Origin of the sequence: Dyella sp. S184, from assembly GCF_009766065.1 — a bacterium.
Lineage (GTDB): Bacteria > Pseudomonadota > Gammaproteobacteria > Xanthomonadales > Rhodanobacteraceae > Rhodanobacter.
Genome location: NZ_LMUE01000002.1, coordinates 464,004 through 478,034 on the forward strand (window position 1 = coordinate 464,004; position 14,031 = coordinate 478,034).

The window sequence follows — 14,031 nt, forward strand, 5'->3', positions numbered from 1 at the left end:
CACAACAGGTATCATGGCGCGACATGCCTCCCCAAGCCGCCGCGGATCCTCACGCTGCCGCCTCCGCTGCCTCCATGCCAGCGACGGTTTCAGCCATCCTGCCTGAGGTATCAACGCGCGAACGCTATCGTGGCCTGCTGTGGCTGGTCGCCGCCTCCTTCTTCATGCAAGCGCTGGACTCCACTGTGGTCAACACCGCGGTACCGGCCATGGCCGAGGCTTTGCACGTCACTCCACTGGGTATGCGAACAGCGCTGACCAGTTATGTGCTGACCCTGGCGATTCTTATTCCGGCGAGTCCGTGGCTGTGCGACCGCCTGGGCACGCGCCGGGTCTTCGGCGTCGCGATCATCGTGTTCGGCGCGGGATCGCTGCTGTGCGGCATTGCGCAGACCTTGCCGGAGCTGGTCGCCGCGCGGGTACTGCAAGGCATCGGCGGTGCCTCGCTGATGCCCGTAGGCCGCTACGTGCTGGTGCGCAGCATCGCCAAGCGCGAGTTCGTGCGCGCGATGAGCACGGTGGCCACGTTCGGCCTGCTCGGCTCGGTGCTTGGGCCGCTGCTCGGCGGCGCGCTGGTCGAGTTCACCTCGTGGCGGCTGATCTTCCTGATCAACGTGCCGGTGGCGATCGCCGGCGTGTGGATGAACCGGCGCGACATGCCCGATTACCGGCTGGAACATGCGAACCGCTTCGACCTGTTCGGCTTCCTTCTGTTTGCAGCCGCCTCGGCCTTGCTGCTCACCGCGTCGGAACTGGCTGGCAGCAAGCCAGTGCCGTGGGCGCACATCGGACTGTGCAGTGCGGTCGCGCTGCTGCTCGGCGCGACCTATGTGTGGCATAGCCGGCGCACCGCGCATCCGGTGGCGGACCTGAGCCTGTTGCGCGTGCGCAGTGTGTGGGTGGCGCTGGCCGGCGGCCTGTTCACCCGGCTCGGCATTTCGGGCATGTTCCTGTTGCTGGTGTTGTTCCTGCAGGTGGGATGCGGCTGGTCGCCCATGATGGCAGGCCTGATGATGGTGCCGCAGGCGCTCGGTTCGATCAGCGCCAAATGGGCGATCAACCGGGCACTGATCCACTTCGGCTACCGTCGCCTGCTGCTCGGCAACACCCTGATGGTGGCCGTGCTGCTGGCTGCATTCGCCCTGCTCGGCCCGACCTCGCCAGTCTGGCTGATTGCCTTGCTGACCTTCCTCTATGGCAGTTTTTCGGGACTGCAGTACACCGCGATGAACACACTGATCTACAACGACCTGGACATCAAGCACGCCTCGATGGCCTCGTCCATGGCCTCGACCGCGCAATACCTCGCGATGAGTTTCGGCATCGCACTGTCGACCCTGCTGATGGAAGCGCTGCTGCAAGGTCACGCTCACGAAGACTACGTCATCGCATTCCGTTGGACCGTACTGTTGCTGGCAGCAATCACCGCCATAGCCAGTCGCGTGTTCAGCCGATTGCGGCATGATCGTCCGGTGCGCGCCGCCGCAACGACTGAGTAAGCAGCCCGCGTTGAATGGGCTGTCACGGCACCTCGGCACGCATGTAGGATGCAGGCTCTGCCGACAGCCTGGACGCACGCCGCATGGAACACGCCAGCGACATCCTGTTCACCCTGTTCATCGTGTTCGTCGCCGCCCAGATCGGCGGCGAAATTGCGCAACGGCTGAAGCTGCCCGGCGTGGTCGGCGAGATCGCCGCCGGTTGCGTGATCGGACCGTCACTGCTCGGCTGGATCACGCCCGAACAGACCGCCACCGGTACGCCGCTGGATGTACTGGCCGAAATCGGCGTGGTGCTGCTGCTGTTCTCGGTGGGCCTGGAAACCCGACTGGAGGATCTGAAGAAAGTCGGCAAGGTGGCCTTCCTGGTCGGTGTGCTCGGCGTGCTGGTGCCATTCGGCATGGGCAGCGTATGGGCACATGGCAACGGCTTCGACTGGGACAAGTCGCTGTTCGTGGCCGCCGCATTCGTCGCCACCTCGGCAGGTATCACGGCACGCGTACTGCAGGAGTTGAACGCACTGCAGCGCGTCGAGAGCAAGGTGATCCTTGGCGCCGCGGTAATCGACGACATCCTCGCGATGCTGCTGCTCGGCGTGGTGGTGTCGATGCAGGGTGGTGGTGGCTTCAATCTCTCGCACCTGCTGCTGGTGCTGGCTGGCGCGATTGGCTTCATCGCCGTGGTCGGCCTGGGCGGCGCGCAAGTGATGCGCTGGAATTCCAGCTGGCTGGAGAAACCGCTGGCCCCGCATTCGCCGCTGATGATCGTGCTGGCGCTGTGCCTCGGACTGGCCTACCTGTCCACCCTGTTCGGACTGGCGGCGATCATCGGCGCGTTCCTCGCTGGCATGATCGCTTCGGAAACGCGCCAGCAGCACACGCTGGAAAAGCAGACCATGCCGCTGCTCGCATTGCTCACGCCGTTCTTCTTCGTAGTCACCGGCAGCAAGATCGACCTGCATGAGCTGGCCAACACCGATGCCCTGCTGATGCTCGCCGCGGTCACCGCGATCGCGATCGTTTCCAAGCTCGCCGGCGGCTGGCTCGGTTCGCTGTCGCTGGGCAAGCACAGTGCCACCATCATCGGTTTCGGCATGGTGCCGCGCGGCGAAGTCGGCGTGGTGATCGCCAGCCTCGGCCTCGCTGCCGGCGTCTTCAACAACCGTATCTACGCGATCATCGTGGCGATGTCGCTGCTCACCGCGATGGTGACGCCGCCGGTGCTGGCGTGGCTGCTGAAACGTGGTGGCAACGGCGCAGTCGCCGATCAACCGCGCGCGAGCTGATACGCCGCCAGCGCCTCGGCACGTGATGCGCCGAGGTCCACCATCGGCGCCGGGTAACCACTGCGTTTCAGCAGCGCCGGATCCTTCCATGGCTCATGTAGTAACGCGGTTGGCGCTTCGGCCAGTTCCGGTAACCAGCGGCGCAGATAGATGCCCTGCGGATCGAACTTCAGCGACTGCGTCACCGGATTGAACACCCGAAAATACGGCGCCGCATCCGCGCCACAGCCCGCTACCCACTGCCAACCCAGCGTATTGTTGGCGAGATCCGCATCCACCAGCGTGTCCCAGAACCAGCGCGCACCGTGCTGCCAGTGCTGGCGCAGATTCTTGGTAAGGAAGCTGGCGACGATCATGCGCACGCGGTTGTGCATCCAGCCGGTATGCCACAACTCACGCATGCCCGCATCGACCAACGGGATGCCGGTGCGGCCCTGCTGCCAGCGCTGCAGCAGCACTTCGTCGGCAGCGGTCCAGCGAAAGCCGTCGAAACGTGGATTGAAGTTATCAGTCGGCGTGCGCGGGAAGTGATACAGCAGGTGATGCGCAAACTCGCGCCAGCCAAGCTGACGCAGGTAGGGCTCGATATCCGGGCGTCGCTTTGCATCGACACGAAGTGCCTGCGCGTGCAGTGCGTGATGGATTTGCCGTGGCGAAATCTCGCCGAAGTGCAGGTGCGGAGACAGTCGCGAGGTGCCATGCCGCGCCGGCAGATCGCGCGCTTGCACGTAGTCACCGATCGCGTCGTCGCCGAACAGCTCGAGCATCTCCTGCGCGCCCTGCTCGCCCGGCGTCCATGCTTCGCGCAAACCGCTGTCCCAGCTGATCCGCGGCAACAACGCCAGCGACTCCAGCGGCATGCTGCCCTTCGTCTTCGAAAGTCGTAGCGACGAAGGCACTGGCAATGGCGCGGTCACACTCAACTGCGCGCGCAGGTTGCGCCAGTACGGCGTGAACACCCGATACGGCTCGTCCTGCTTGGTGGCGATCTGCCACGGCTCGCACCACAGCGCGGCATTGCTGCTGTGCGCCTCGATACCCTGCTCGCGCAGCGCCGCCTTGATCCGCGTGTCGCGTTTGATCGCCGCAGGTTCGTACAAACGGTTCCAGTAGACCGCGCCGGCGCCGGTCTGCTCCAGCAATGCCGACAACGCGGCAAGCGTGTCGCCCTGCTGGATATGCAACTCACCGCCATGCGCCTGCAATCCACGCTGCAACGACGCCAGCGAGTGATGCAGCCACCAGCAGCTTGCCGCGCCCGGTGCCCAGCCAGCTTCTTCGTCGGGCGCGTGAATGTAGAGCGGCAGCACCTGCTCATACGCGGTACATGCGGCGGTGAGCGCCGGGTTGTCGGCCAGGCGCAGGTCGCGGCGAAACAGCAGAATGGCCGTAGTCATCCGGCGAGTTTACGCGAGCAGCTGCTGGTCTTCCGATATTCACGCCTTCACCGCATCGACCCGCCGATGCTGCGCGCTTGGGGGAAACTCATCGTCCCGTGCGCCACACTCGGCCCGGCACTTCAAGCATCGGGAACACATCCATGGTCAGTCGCAAGAACACCGAAGATGGAGGACTGGAAACACCACCGTGGGCGAACCTGGGTGCCGGCCTGATCACCGGCGCAGCCGACGACGACCCCAGCGGCATCGCCACCTACTCGCAAGTGGGCGCCGCCTTCGGCTACGGCATGCTGTGGTGCATCCTGCTGACCATGCCGCTGATGATCGCGATCCAGGGCATCAGCGCCGGCATCGGGCGAGTCACCGGCCGTGGCCTGATGGAGGGTATCCGCACGCATTACCCCAGGACGCTGGTATATGGCCTGGTCGTCTCCATCATCGTGGCGAACGTGATCAATCTGGCGGCGGACATCGGCGCCATGGGTGCCGCGCTGAAACTGCTGATCGGTGGCCCGGCCCTGGTCTACGCCGCGGTCTTTGCCGTGCTGTCGCTGCTGCTGCAGATCTTCATTCCGTTCACGCGCTATTCGCCTATCCTCAAGCTGCTCACACTGAGCCTGTTCGCCTACGTGGCGACCGTGTTTGTGATCCATGTGCCATGGCCGGCCGTACTCAAGAGCATCGTGGTTCCGCCAATCACCTGGAATGCCAAGTACGCAGTCGGCCTGGTTGCCCTGCTCGGCACCACGATCAGCCCGTACCTGTTCTGCTGGCAGGCATCGCAGGAAGTGGAGGAGATCGGCTCGAACAAGCGCCGAAGGCCGCTGCAAAAAGCCCCGCATCAAGCGCAGAGCGCCCTGCGCCGGATCGGCATCGACACCACGATCGGCATGGTTTTCTCCAACCTGATCGCCTTCTTCATCATCCTCACCGCCGCCGTGGTACTGCACGCCCACGGCAAGACCGACATCCAGTCCTCTTCCCAGGCCGCCGAAGCGCTGCGGCCACTGGCCGGCAAGCTGGCGTTCGCCCTGTTCGCTGCCGGCATCATCGGCACCGGCCTGCTGGCCGTGCCGGTATTGGCCGGCGCCACCGCCTATGCCGCGTGTGGTGCGCTCGGCCAGCACAGCGGGCTGGAGAACAAGCTGCACGAGGCCAAGTTCTTCTATGGCGTGCTGATCGTCGCCAGCCTCGCCGGCATTGCACTTAACCTGACCCCGCTCGACCCGATCAAGGCGCTGTACTGGAGCGCGGTGATCAATGGCGTGGCCGCGGTACCGCTGATGATCGTGATGATGCTGATGGGCTCCAGCCGCAAGGTGATGGGCAAGTTCACCATGCCATGGCCGTTGAAACTGTTCGGCTGGCTCGCCACGGCGGCGATGGCAGCAGCAGCTGTGGTGATGTTTGTCACCTGGGGGGAGTGAAGGACCACCACAGGTTCACATTCTTTTGGCAGCTAACTGAGGATATGCTGGACAATGCTGGAATAATCTCGGGGGCTGTACGTGGATACGAAGAAAACCGTACTTATCGTCGATGACGATGCCCTGGTGCTGGAATCGATTGACCTGCATCTATCCGCGACCGGTGACTATCAGACGATCCGCGTCCAAGGGTCAGCGGGCGCCGCCAGCCACCTGCTGAATGCCCAGAAGATCGACGTCATCGTTGCCGACGTCGTTCTCGCCGGCAGCATGACCGGCATCGACATCAGCCAGAAGGCCATCGAGAAGTACCCCGAAATCGCTGTGGTCGTCATCACTGCCGATCCGGAAGTGCATTGCGCCGAGATCCCCGAACGAGGCGTCTTTCTACGCAAACCGTTTGGCGGGGAGCAGTTGCTGGAAGCGATTGGGGAAGCGTCGAGGCGTGCGGGCGAAGGCTCGACGTAGAAGTCAGACACGCACAAACGCAAGAAGCGACCTTACCATGCAAGACTCTTCCACGAAAAAAGGCCCGGGTTGAATCCCCGGGCCCTCAAGCGCTTCAAATATTTTTCGAGTAAATGGATCTTCGGCGGTTATTGGGCCAGTGTCGTGATCAATCCCGCCTTCGGGCTACCCCAGCCAGTCACCAGGTCGTAGCCGGTCACGGCCGAATAGCTGCCGGACTTGCCGCTGGTGATGTCGTGGAAGTCCGTGGCATACGTGCTAGTCAGGTTCTGCGGATAGATGGTCGCGTTGAAGTTCCCAACCCGTGCCCCGCCGTTGGCAACCAACTGCTGGTTGACCAGTGCAATGAAGGCCGCCCACATCGGCGCGGCAAAGCTGGTGCCGCCGTACTCGTTGGCCTGACAGGCTTCCTGGTCTCCGCAGGTATAGAAGGTGAAGTTGGCGTTGGCCGAGACATCCGGACCATTGCGATAGGTGGTCGATCCCTTGTTGGTCGAGGTGATCACGCCCGAGAGCTTCTGCCAGGACGGAATGGCGATCTTGTCAGGAGATATGCCGCCGCCGCTGTCGACCCAGGCCGTCTCCGACTTCCAGGGGCCTGCCGCGCTGCTGGTCGTCAGGTCAGTACCACCAACAGAGATGACATAAGCGTCATCGGCGGGCCATGCTGCTGCGTCCCCGGTCTTCTTCCAGGTCGAATCGTCACCGGATGCGACGAAGAAGGTCTGGCCCTGCGCGGCCATCTTCTCGAAGTATGGATCGAGCGTCGTCGGATCCGCCGGCGTCCAGCCCCATGAGCAGCCGATCGTGGTGGGCAACGGGCTGTGCGTCGTCATGGCGCTGATAATGGCGGTATCGGTGGAGCCGATGTACATCACCAGGCTGCTCAGGCCAGGAGCCATACCCAAGGCCTGGGTCATGTCGAGATTCTGCTCACCATCGTCGCAGTCGCCGCCTGCCTTCGTATAGACGCAGGAGGTGCTGGTTCCGTCGGTTGAGAGGAGCGTGACGGGAACATTGTTGGTCTGTTTGACGTTCTTGTAATACGTCGTCAGGTCAGCCAGGTCGGTGCCGTAATATTCGAACAGTCCCAGGTTCTGACCTGCACCAGTCAGCGCCGTGCCGCCGTAGTAGGCAGCGCGCATATCGCTACCCAGGAACGAGGACGAGGGACCCGAACCGGTCGTCGCATGGGAAACAACCGCATCGGGACTGATGCCATGGGCCTTGGCGTAATCGCCCTTCTTGACGTACAGCGGATGCGGGATCGAGTAGTTGTCCAGACCGGAAACATGCCAGAGCGGCACTCCCAACGAAGTCGTCGGCTCGCGATCCGGGCTGAAGAACACGCGGTTCTCCGTGGGGTGTTGATAGGTAAGCATCCGAACGTTGAAAGCGGCTTCGACGGCCGAGACGGGCCCCTTCACCTGCACATCCATGCCATCGCGGTTTCCCCCGGTCACCGTCAGCCCATTGCGGCGCAGATACTGGACGACCGCGTCATAGTCCTGCTGGGTCGGACCGAATCTGGCGGTGAACTGCGCCGGAGTGAGGTATTGGCGAAAGGATGGACTCGCCGGGTTGGCAACATCCGCCACAAACGCATCCAAGCCTGCCTTGTCGCGCAGTGGCAGGACGACATCGAGGCTCATCACCTGATGGGCGGGAAGGCTGCCGACCTGTGATGCCGCATGTGTGCTCACCACATCACGCACATGGTGAGTCATCACTTCCGCGGCCTGCACCGCTGTGGTTGCGCCGAATGCAAGAGCAATGGCAACCGAAAGCGAACACGTTTTGCGTACGAGGCCGGAAAGGCCACCCTTCAAAGCTGCTCCACCCAAATCTGTTCTATTCATTGGAAACTACTCCCCGTATAACCAGTGAAAGATTTAAGAGGGAATTGACCGCATGCTCCCCACAGCATGCTCCCCCGGCGCCGATTGGCCGCCGAAGGGTATGATGAAAATTGTTATCTTCAAGTGATGACGCCTGTTTTGTTGAGCTGATCGCAAGTGCCTGCTTTTGGCTGACAATAGATTTTGCGTTGCGGACAATCACGCGGTTATCTCGAACCGCCGAGATTGAGCCAATGCCGACATCAGTTTTGCATTAGCTGGCGCAAGAAAAAACGGCCCACTCAAACCCTTTGCACTGAAATCCTGCGACCTCGCGCATTCTCATCCGGTCAAGTGGCTCCAACACAGAAATTCAGCCGCAATACCGCACCAACGATACTGGCGCGGAGGTTGCTGCATGCTGGCAAGTGACGGCGCAGCACCACTTCCGCAAATGAGGTAACCCATCAACCAACTGAATTTTGACTCTTTCGGCATATAGCGAGTGCCATAGTTAAACCTGCGCAGGCATCGCATATATTCCTGCCATTCCCGAAGTGCCGAATACGCCGGACGATGGGCCGCAATTCAAATCTCGCGGGCGAGGATAGCCAATCATGGGCTTTCATTCTTACACCAGCTTCAAGGGATCGAAGACAGGGCCATTCAAGGGTGAATCATCGAAACCAAAGAGAAGTGATGAATGGTTCGATATTGATTCGATACATATGTCCACGGAGGCTCCGCGAACCTCCAACAGCGGCAATCCAAAGGGCGCGCGTCATCATAAAACCATCACCCTCACGAGGGAGGTCGACGCCGCCTCTCCCCTGCTATTCAAGGCATGCTGGTCGAACGAGATTTTCCCGGAAGTCGTTCTGGAGGTGACCGCGGGCGAAAAGTCCGGCCATGAGCGTGTCGTGTGGAGAACCGTACTGACTGACGCCGTGATAGCACACGTCAAGCCTCATTATGGCCACGCCACCAAAGCAGCGAAGAAAATGGAGAGCGTGAGTCTTGTCTTTCGCAACATCTCTGTGACGAACTCGCCGCCAAACACTTCAACCACTGATGACTGGAACGCGAACAGCCAGTGACTGCAGCCAAGTGCACGCATGGCGTCATGGACAATGTCAGAAACGCGGTGCTCGTCTGATTTACCACACGCAGCGAAACCAACTACCCGACTTCGACCCACCACCGTAGGCGCTCCGTCCCCCGGCACCTTCCAGGAATTGCCCTGACACCTTTTCCGGAGTCTGGCCATCGCGCGCGGACAAACCACCAATCATTCGATCGGCTTTTGATGAAGTGCTTTTTCCTTAGAGCCGATCATGGGAACAGTCGTCCCTCGGGTCAGCGGCGCCCCGCCCGGCATCTGGCCCGGGCATCACCGTTAAATAACTGTCTAGTTACCTTTTTTGCGTTAACCCTTTATCGTGAGCTCATTGCAGTCACGAAAAGAACCATGTCCAAACAACTTCTCGAAACATGGCGCGGTGAAATTGCGGCCGTTCTTCAACGTCACCAACCGCAGTTGCCCTCAGGCCTGCACGACCTCTGCGCTGCCTTGCGCGCAGTTACCGATGCGACCGATTCGCGGCGTGCGCTGGCAAGCAAGGCCGAGGAAGCGCGTACTGCATATCGCCGCTGGCTAGTTGCCGAAGGAGATGGCTACTCCGCAATCCTTATCGGCTGGCCACCGCGTTATCACACGCCCGTGCATGACCACGACGGGCTCTGGGGCATCGAGCTGGTGCTATGCGGCGCATTGCACGTCGACGAATTCCGGCTCGTTACCGGTAAAGTGGAGGAAGTTCGTGCGCTCGACCTGCAACACGATGGCGCGGCGATATTCGACGATGCCGCCTATGCACATGCTTGCTCCAACCCGTCGGCTGATACCCCTGCTCTCAGCCTTCACGTCTACGGTGGCCCGCTGCTGTCTTACGATGTCTATCCGCAGACAGCCAGCCTAGCCCCTCAACGCAGGTCGACGGCGACCGAACCGCTCTGACTCTTCCCGCTTGTGATGCACCGTCACGTTGATATCAGGGCCCCGGCAAGCACACGCGAAAAAGGGAATGCAAGAATGGTGTCAGGGACACCAGAGGAACGCGGCGGTCGTCCGATCGGGGTCGCACCGCGACGAAATGGCTTGCCCTGGCTTCGACCCACGATCGAAACCGATCCATTCCAAGCACCTTCCAGAAATTGTCCCCGACACCTTTTTCGCTGGTCTAGCCGTATCTACGCACGACTCGCCAACTCGCGCGTCAGCCAGTCGATGAAGACGCGTACGCGCGGCGAGAGTTGCCGGCTATGGGGATAGAGCAGGGAAACGGGCGTCGGTGAGGGTGGGAATGCGGGGAGCACGTTCACCAGCGTGCCGCGGCAAGATCGGCTTTGACGTGATAGCGCGGCACCTGGATCAAACCAAGGCCCAGCCGAGCTGCGGCGACATGGGTTTCGGCAAACGCCACCGTGAGCGTCGCAGGCAGAACGACGTTTCGCAGCTCGCCGCTGATCGAAAACTCGAGCGGCAACATAGTTTGGATGGAACATTTCCCATGCGATCTATGGCCCCGCCGCGGTCAAGCCATACTTGGCGGCACGCGTCTCGATTTCCGGATCAAGCGAGCGTGCGGCGACCAGATCGGCATGGCCCGCGTCCGTCTGGCCACTGCGGATTTTCGCCAGGCCAAGGCCATAGCGTGACCACGCGGAACGCGGCATTTGCGTGATGGCCTGCTCGTAGGCCTTGATCGACTCGGGATAATGTCCCAGGCGCAACTGCACCAAGCCGAGACTGTCGAGGTAGGCCGGTTTTTCGCCATCGCGCCTGATCGCCTTGCGGCAATCCTTCAAGGCATCGTCGAGCATCTGATTGCTCAAGCCACGTGCCCAGCAGCGCTCGTTCAGCGCTGAGCCGAGCATGGCGTCCTCGGCATGCAGGCGAATCCAATCGTCGAGCATGGGTAATGCCGCAGCGGGTTGATCGAGTCGGACATATACGCCGGCAATCGAGCGCGCCTGCGTTGATCCCGCAGGCACCAAGGCGCTTGCCGCCGTCACGTCGGCTGTCGCGCCTGCAAGGTCCTTGTGCGCGAAACGAAGTTCGGCGCGCAGCAGCAAGGCATCGACGTTCTTTGGATCCAGGCTCAGGGACTTGTCCAGATCGGCGAGCGCCGCATCGGGCTGTTTGTCCGTCATGCGTGCCCGTGCACGTGCGACATAGTAAGTGGCCTGATCGGGCGCCATGCGGATCGCCTCGTCCAGATCGGCTACGGCAGCTTTCGGTTCGCCGCGCGACAGGTGCGCTTCGCCACGCATGGCGAAATCGGGCGCAGTCTTGGGCGCTGCGCCATTGTCGTTTGCAACAGCACCGGCGTCGGATTTGTCGCTGTCGCTCGGCGCTTCGGCGAAGCTAAACACGCGCCCGCCGTTGTAGGTGAAATAGGCTTTCCTCTGGCTGTTGGCGATGAACATGTGATGCGCGAGCAGAAAATCCACGCCGAGCAGCATGTCGGTTTCGCCGTCGCCAATTCGTCCGTCAATGACCTGCATCTGGCTGTGCTGGATGGTTTCGGTGCCGACCGAGAACGAATCAATGCGTACAGTCCACGTCTTGAGCGACTTGCTGCCAATGCCGACGCTGGTACCGCCAGCTTTGACATCTGGCGCATCAAGGTCGATGCCGATCCGCTCGGCGGCACGACGGCTGAGTAAGGTGGCGCCCGCTCCCGAGTCGAGCACCGCCCGCACCTGCTTGCCGTTTATCGTCACGCTGAGAAAAGTGCGCCGGTCGTATGGGTTGTCGGCCGATTCGATGTCGGCGACGTTGTAATTGCCATCCTTGGTCCAATACGCCAGCGACAGCTTATTGCAGTGCTCCGCCTTGAACAGAGTCAGCTTGCCATGTACCAGATCGATTTCCAGATCGGCAAAATCGAGCAGGTTGGCGCCGAGCAATCCATAGCCCATATCCGTACCACCGACGATGAAACCAACATTGTGGAACGTCGTACCGAGGATGCCGAAATCCTTGACCTGGCCGAGCTGGGCATTCGCACTGCCTCCAACACCGCCGATGCGAAAGCCAAATGGTGCAGGTTGCAGCTTGAGCCCCAGCGACAACGCGTCCGCACGCGGCATGAGGCTGTAGAAAGCCCCGGTATCAAGGGCGAAGCGCGTATCGTTCCCGTTGATCTTCACCATGGTCGTGGCTCGCCCGCCGAGCATTTCCACCGGCAACGTCCCGTAATCCTTCAACTGGCAGCCGTCAGCCCAAGCTTGGCTTGCGAGCAAAGCGCTGATGCCCAGGCAGCCCAAACGCAACATCTTCATTAACCATCGCCTCCTTGCATGCCAAGGCCGCGGGATGCAGGCGTGGCGGTCGAGCACCCCCGGTTTGTATGGGCGCTCCGGACATAGTGGCGAAAACTCTGAAGCCGCTCAAGGAGTGATTGGGTGGCGGAGGATGGGTGAGGCGAAACGGCCGATCCTGGTTTCGACCCACAAGCGGAACCGATCCGTCCGCAGCATCTTCAGGAATGGTCTCTGACACCTTTTCTCATCAGGAACAGGCTCGCCACCGACATGCCGAGGTGAAGATCACCTCCCGGTTCGATCCAGCTTCCAAAAAAAGATCGCCAAATAGGCGACGGTCAGAAGCACCATCATGCCGATCAGCCAGACATGATCCGTTCTCGCGGAAATGACACGGGGCACCCCGATCATCAGCGCGGCGTAGACCGCCGTGATCAGCCATCCTTGCCAGCTTCTGGGACCGTACCCAAAACCGAACCGCTTGCGACCAAACCAACCGTGACCTGATGCGCTCATGGATTTCACCTGATTCGCTGAACCGTCTGCTTAGTCTACCCATGCAAAGAATGTTGTCGGAGATACCAGAGGAACGTGGTGATCATCCGATCGGTCGCACTGCAACGAAACCGCCCGTTCCGGCTTAGCCGACCTGCAACCGGAACCGATATGTCCTCAGCACCTTCCAGAAATTGTCCCTGATATCTTTTCTGTTTCAGCTACCGGCGCGATCAGCTTGTCGATGAAAATGCCGCTGTGTCGTCGGCATTTGACGGAAGCCGCTTCGCCAACTCGGAGTGCAGAAAGTCGACGAACCGTCGTACACGTGGCGGCTGAAAGACGTTCGGGTGGTACATCGCATGGATGGGCGTGGGGGTAGACCATGCGGGTGCGTTGACGAGCATCAACCGACCTTCGCGTACATCCGCCGCTACCGCCCAAAGCTGCCGATAGGCGAACCCGCGACCGAGAACAGCCCACTTGCGTATGACTTCGCTGTCGGTGCACTCGTGATATCGCCGAACCCGCACGACGGCTTCGCCAAGACGCCACTCGTTGCGTGGCCCGGCATTCGTGGTAAGCACCAGCGTCGGCAATTCGACAAGATCCTCGGGATACTTTGGTGTCCCATGGGTCGCGATACATGTTGGCGAAGCACAGACCACGCGCCAGCTGTCGGCAAGATGACGCGCGACAAGGTCGCTGTCCTCCAAGGGGCCGACGCGGATGGCCACGTCGATATCGTCCGGCACGAAACGCGAGAGCGAATCCGATAGCGTCAGGACGATGCGCACCTCCGGATGGAGGTCCATGAAACCGTCGAGGATGTCGACCAGCAGGTTGCGCCCCAGATCGGATGGCGCCGATACGCGCAACGTCCCGCTTACACCGTCGGTGCCGCTGCGAACCGCGCGCTCGGCCTCCCTCATGGTCTCGATAGCGACCCGACAGGACGCGATGTAGATGCGCCCCTCGTCAGTCAGGCGCAATTGACGACTCGTGCGTTCGAAGAGCCGCGCGCCGAGCATGGCCTCGACCCGTTGCAGACAGGCACTGGCGGCGGCAGGCGAGAGCCCTGCCCGACGCCCGGCAGCCGACAAGCTGCTGAGGTCGGCCGCATCGACGAGGAGCTGCATGTCGCTGAGGCGGTTCATGGGATCAGGTCCTGACTGCGGAAGGCACTAGCGGGATGATCTTCAAATTCCATTTGAAGATCAATAAAGATCAAAGCCTATTATCAAAATGGAAAGCGCGGGAGACGATGCCACCTACCCCACACACCCGAG

At 61.3% G+C, this 14,031-nt stretch carries 12 protein-coding genes; 6 read left to right on the forward strand and 6 right to left on the reverse strand.

What is annotated here, in order from left to right; all coding sequences use genetic code 11:
* Positions 1–74 precede the first annotated feature (74 nt).
* Together GSQ75_RS02020 and GSQ75_RS02025 are read left to right on the forward strand one after the other, a co-directional pair.
* Complete coding sequence (locus tag GSQ75_RS02020; RefSeq protein WP_158752863.1) at positions 75–1,499, forward strand: MFS transporter; 1,425 nt, start codon at positions 75–77, stop codon at positions 1,497–1,499.
* A gap of 83 nt (positions 1,500–1,582) precedes the next feature.
* Positions 1,583–2,785, forward strand: coding sequence for a cation:proton antiporter (locus GSQ75_RS02025; protein WP_158752864.1), 1,203 nt, complete (start codon positions 1,583–1,585; stop codon positions 2,783–2,785).
* On the opposite strand, the gene GSQ75_RS02030 is transcribed toward GSQ75_RS02025, so the two are convergent.
* A complete protein-coding gene (locus GSQ75_RS02030) occupies positions 2,767–4,182 on the reverse strand; it encodes a deoxyribodipyrimidine photo-lyase (RefSeq protein ID WP_158752865.1) in 1,416 nt (471 codons plus the stop codon). The two genes, GSQ75_RS02025 and GSQ75_RS02030, sit on opposite strands and share 19 nt — an antisense overlap.
* A gap of 143 nt (positions 4,183–4,325) precedes the next feature.
* On the opposite strand from GSQ75_RS02030, the gene GSQ75_RS02035 reads away from it, so the two are divergent.
* Both GSQ75_RS02035 and GSQ75_RS02040 read left to right on the forward strand, forming a co-directional pair.
* Positions 4,326–5,612 (forward strand): divalent metal cation transporter, encoded by a 1,287-nt coding sequence (locus GSQ75_RS02035; protein ID WP_158752866.1) that lies wholly within the window; start codon positions 4,326–4,328, stop codon positions 5,610–5,612.
* Between the two features lie 81 nt (positions 5,613–5,693).
* Positions 5,694–6,080 (forward strand): response regulator, encoded by a 387-nt coding sequence (locus GSQ75_RS02040; protein WP_158752867.1) that lies wholly within the window; start codon positions 5,694–5,696, stop codon positions 6,078–6,080.
* Between the two features lie 128 nt (positions 6,081–6,208).
* On the opposite strand, the gene GSQ75_RS02045 is transcribed toward GSQ75_RS02040, so the two are convergent.
* Positions 6,209–7,939 carry a S53 family serine peptidase gene (locus GSQ75_RS02045; protein WP_158752868.1) on the reverse strand — a complete coding sequence of 577 codons (1,731 nt, stop codon included), beginning with the start codon at positions 7,937–7,939 and terminating at the stop codon, positions 6,209–6,211.
* 596 nt (positions 7,940–8,535) lie between these two features.
* On the opposite strand from GSQ75_RS02045, the gene tssD reads away from it, so the two are divergent.
* Positions 8,536–9,015 carry a type VI secretion system tube protein TssD gene (gene tssD / locus GSQ75_RS02050; protein WP_158752869.1) on the forward strand — a complete coding sequence of 160 codons (480 nt, stop codon included), beginning with the start codon at positions 8,536–8,538 and terminating at the stop codon, positions 9,013–9,015.
* Positions 9,016–9,386: 371 nt separating this feature from the next.
* Complete coding sequence (locus tag GSQ75_RS02055; RefSeq protein WP_158752870.1) at positions 9,387–9,935, forward strand: cysteine dioxygenase family protein; 549 nt, start codon at positions 9,387–9,389, stop codon at positions 9,933–9,935.
* A 361-nt stretch (positions 9,936–10,296) separates the two neighbouring features.
* On the opposite strand, the gene GSQ75_RS19125 is transcribed toward GSQ75_RS02055, so the two are convergent.
* The 4 genes from GSQ75_RS19125 to GSQ75_RS02075 all read right to left on the reverse strand — a co-directional run bounded on the left by GSQ75_RS19125 (position 10,297) and on the right by GSQ75_RS02075 (position 13,899).
* Entirely contained in the window at positions 10,297–10,467 is a 171-nt protein-coding gene (locus GSQ75_RS19125; protein WP_254058404.1) for a hypothetical protein, read from the reverse strand.
* Positions 10,468–10,495: 28 nt separating this feature from the next.
* Entirely contained in the window at positions 10,496–12,265 is a 1,770-nt protein-coding gene (locus GSQ75_RS02065; protein WP_254058405.1) for an aspartyl protease family protein, read from the reverse strand.
* A gap of 267 nt (positions 12,266–12,532) precedes the next feature.
* Positions 12,533–12,763, reverse strand: coding sequence for a hypothetical protein (locus GSQ75_RS02070; RefSeq protein WP_158752871.1), 231 nt, complete (start codon positions 12,761–12,763; stop codon positions 12,533–12,535).
* 212 nt (positions 12,764–12,975) lie between these two features.
* The gene (locus GSQ75_RS02075) at positions 12,976–13,899 is read right to left on the reverse strand and encodes a LysR family transcriptional regulator (protein WP_158752872.1); all 924 of its coding nucleotides are present in this window, start codon (positions 13,897–13,899) and stop codon (positions 12,976–12,978) included.
* Between the last annotated feature and the right edge of the window lie 132 nt (positions 13,900–14,031).

Excerpts from the sequence above, each read along its gene's own strand:
- GSQ75_RS19125 (WP_254058404.1), bottom strand. The coding sequence starts at position 10,467 with ATGTTGCCGCTCGAGTTTTCGATCAGCGGCGAGCTGCGAAACGTCGTT.
- GSQ75_RS02070 (WP_158752871.1), bottom strand. The coding sequence starts at position 12,763 with ATGAGCGCATCAGGTCACGGTTGGTTTGGTCGCAAGCGGTTCGGTTTT.
- GSQ75_RS02065 (WP_254058405.1), bottom strand. The coding sequence starts at position 12,265 with ATGAAGATGTTGCGTTTGGGCTGCCTGGGCATCAGCGCTTTGCTCGCA.
- GSQ75_RS02035 (WP_158752866.1), top strand. The coding sequence starts at position 4,326 with ATGGTCAGTCGCAAGAACACCGAAGATGGAGGACTGGAAACACCACCG.
- GSQ75_RS02075 (WP_158752872.1), bottom strand. The coding sequence starts at position 13,899 with ATGAACCGCCTCAGCGACATGCAGCTCCTCGTCGATGCGGCCGACCTC.
- GSQ75_RS02020 (WP_158752863.1), top strand. The coding sequence starts at position 75 with ATGCCAGCGACGGTTTCAGCCATCCTGCCTGAGGTATCAACGCGCGAA.
- GSQ75_RS02030 (WP_158752865.1), bottom strand. The coding sequence starts at position 4,182 with ATGACTACGGCCATTCTGCTGTTTCGCCGCGACCTGCGCCTGGCCGAC.
- GSQ75_RS02055 (WP_158752870.1), top strand. The coding sequence starts at position 9,387 with ATGTCCAAACAACTTCTCGAAACATGGCGCGGTGAAATTGCGGCCGTT.
- GSQ75_RS02025 (WP_158752864.1), top strand. The coding sequence starts at position 1,583 with ATGGAACACGCCAGCGACATCCTGTTCACCCTGTTCATCGTGTTCGTC.
- tssD (WP_158752869.1), top strand. The coding sequence starts at position 8,536 with ATGGGCTTTCATTCTTACACCAGCTTCAAGGGATCGAAGACAGGGCCA.
- GSQ75_RS02045 (WP_158752868.1), bottom strand. The coding sequence starts at position 7,939 with ATGAATAGAACAGATTTGGGTGGAGCAGCTTTGAAGGGTGGCCTTTCC.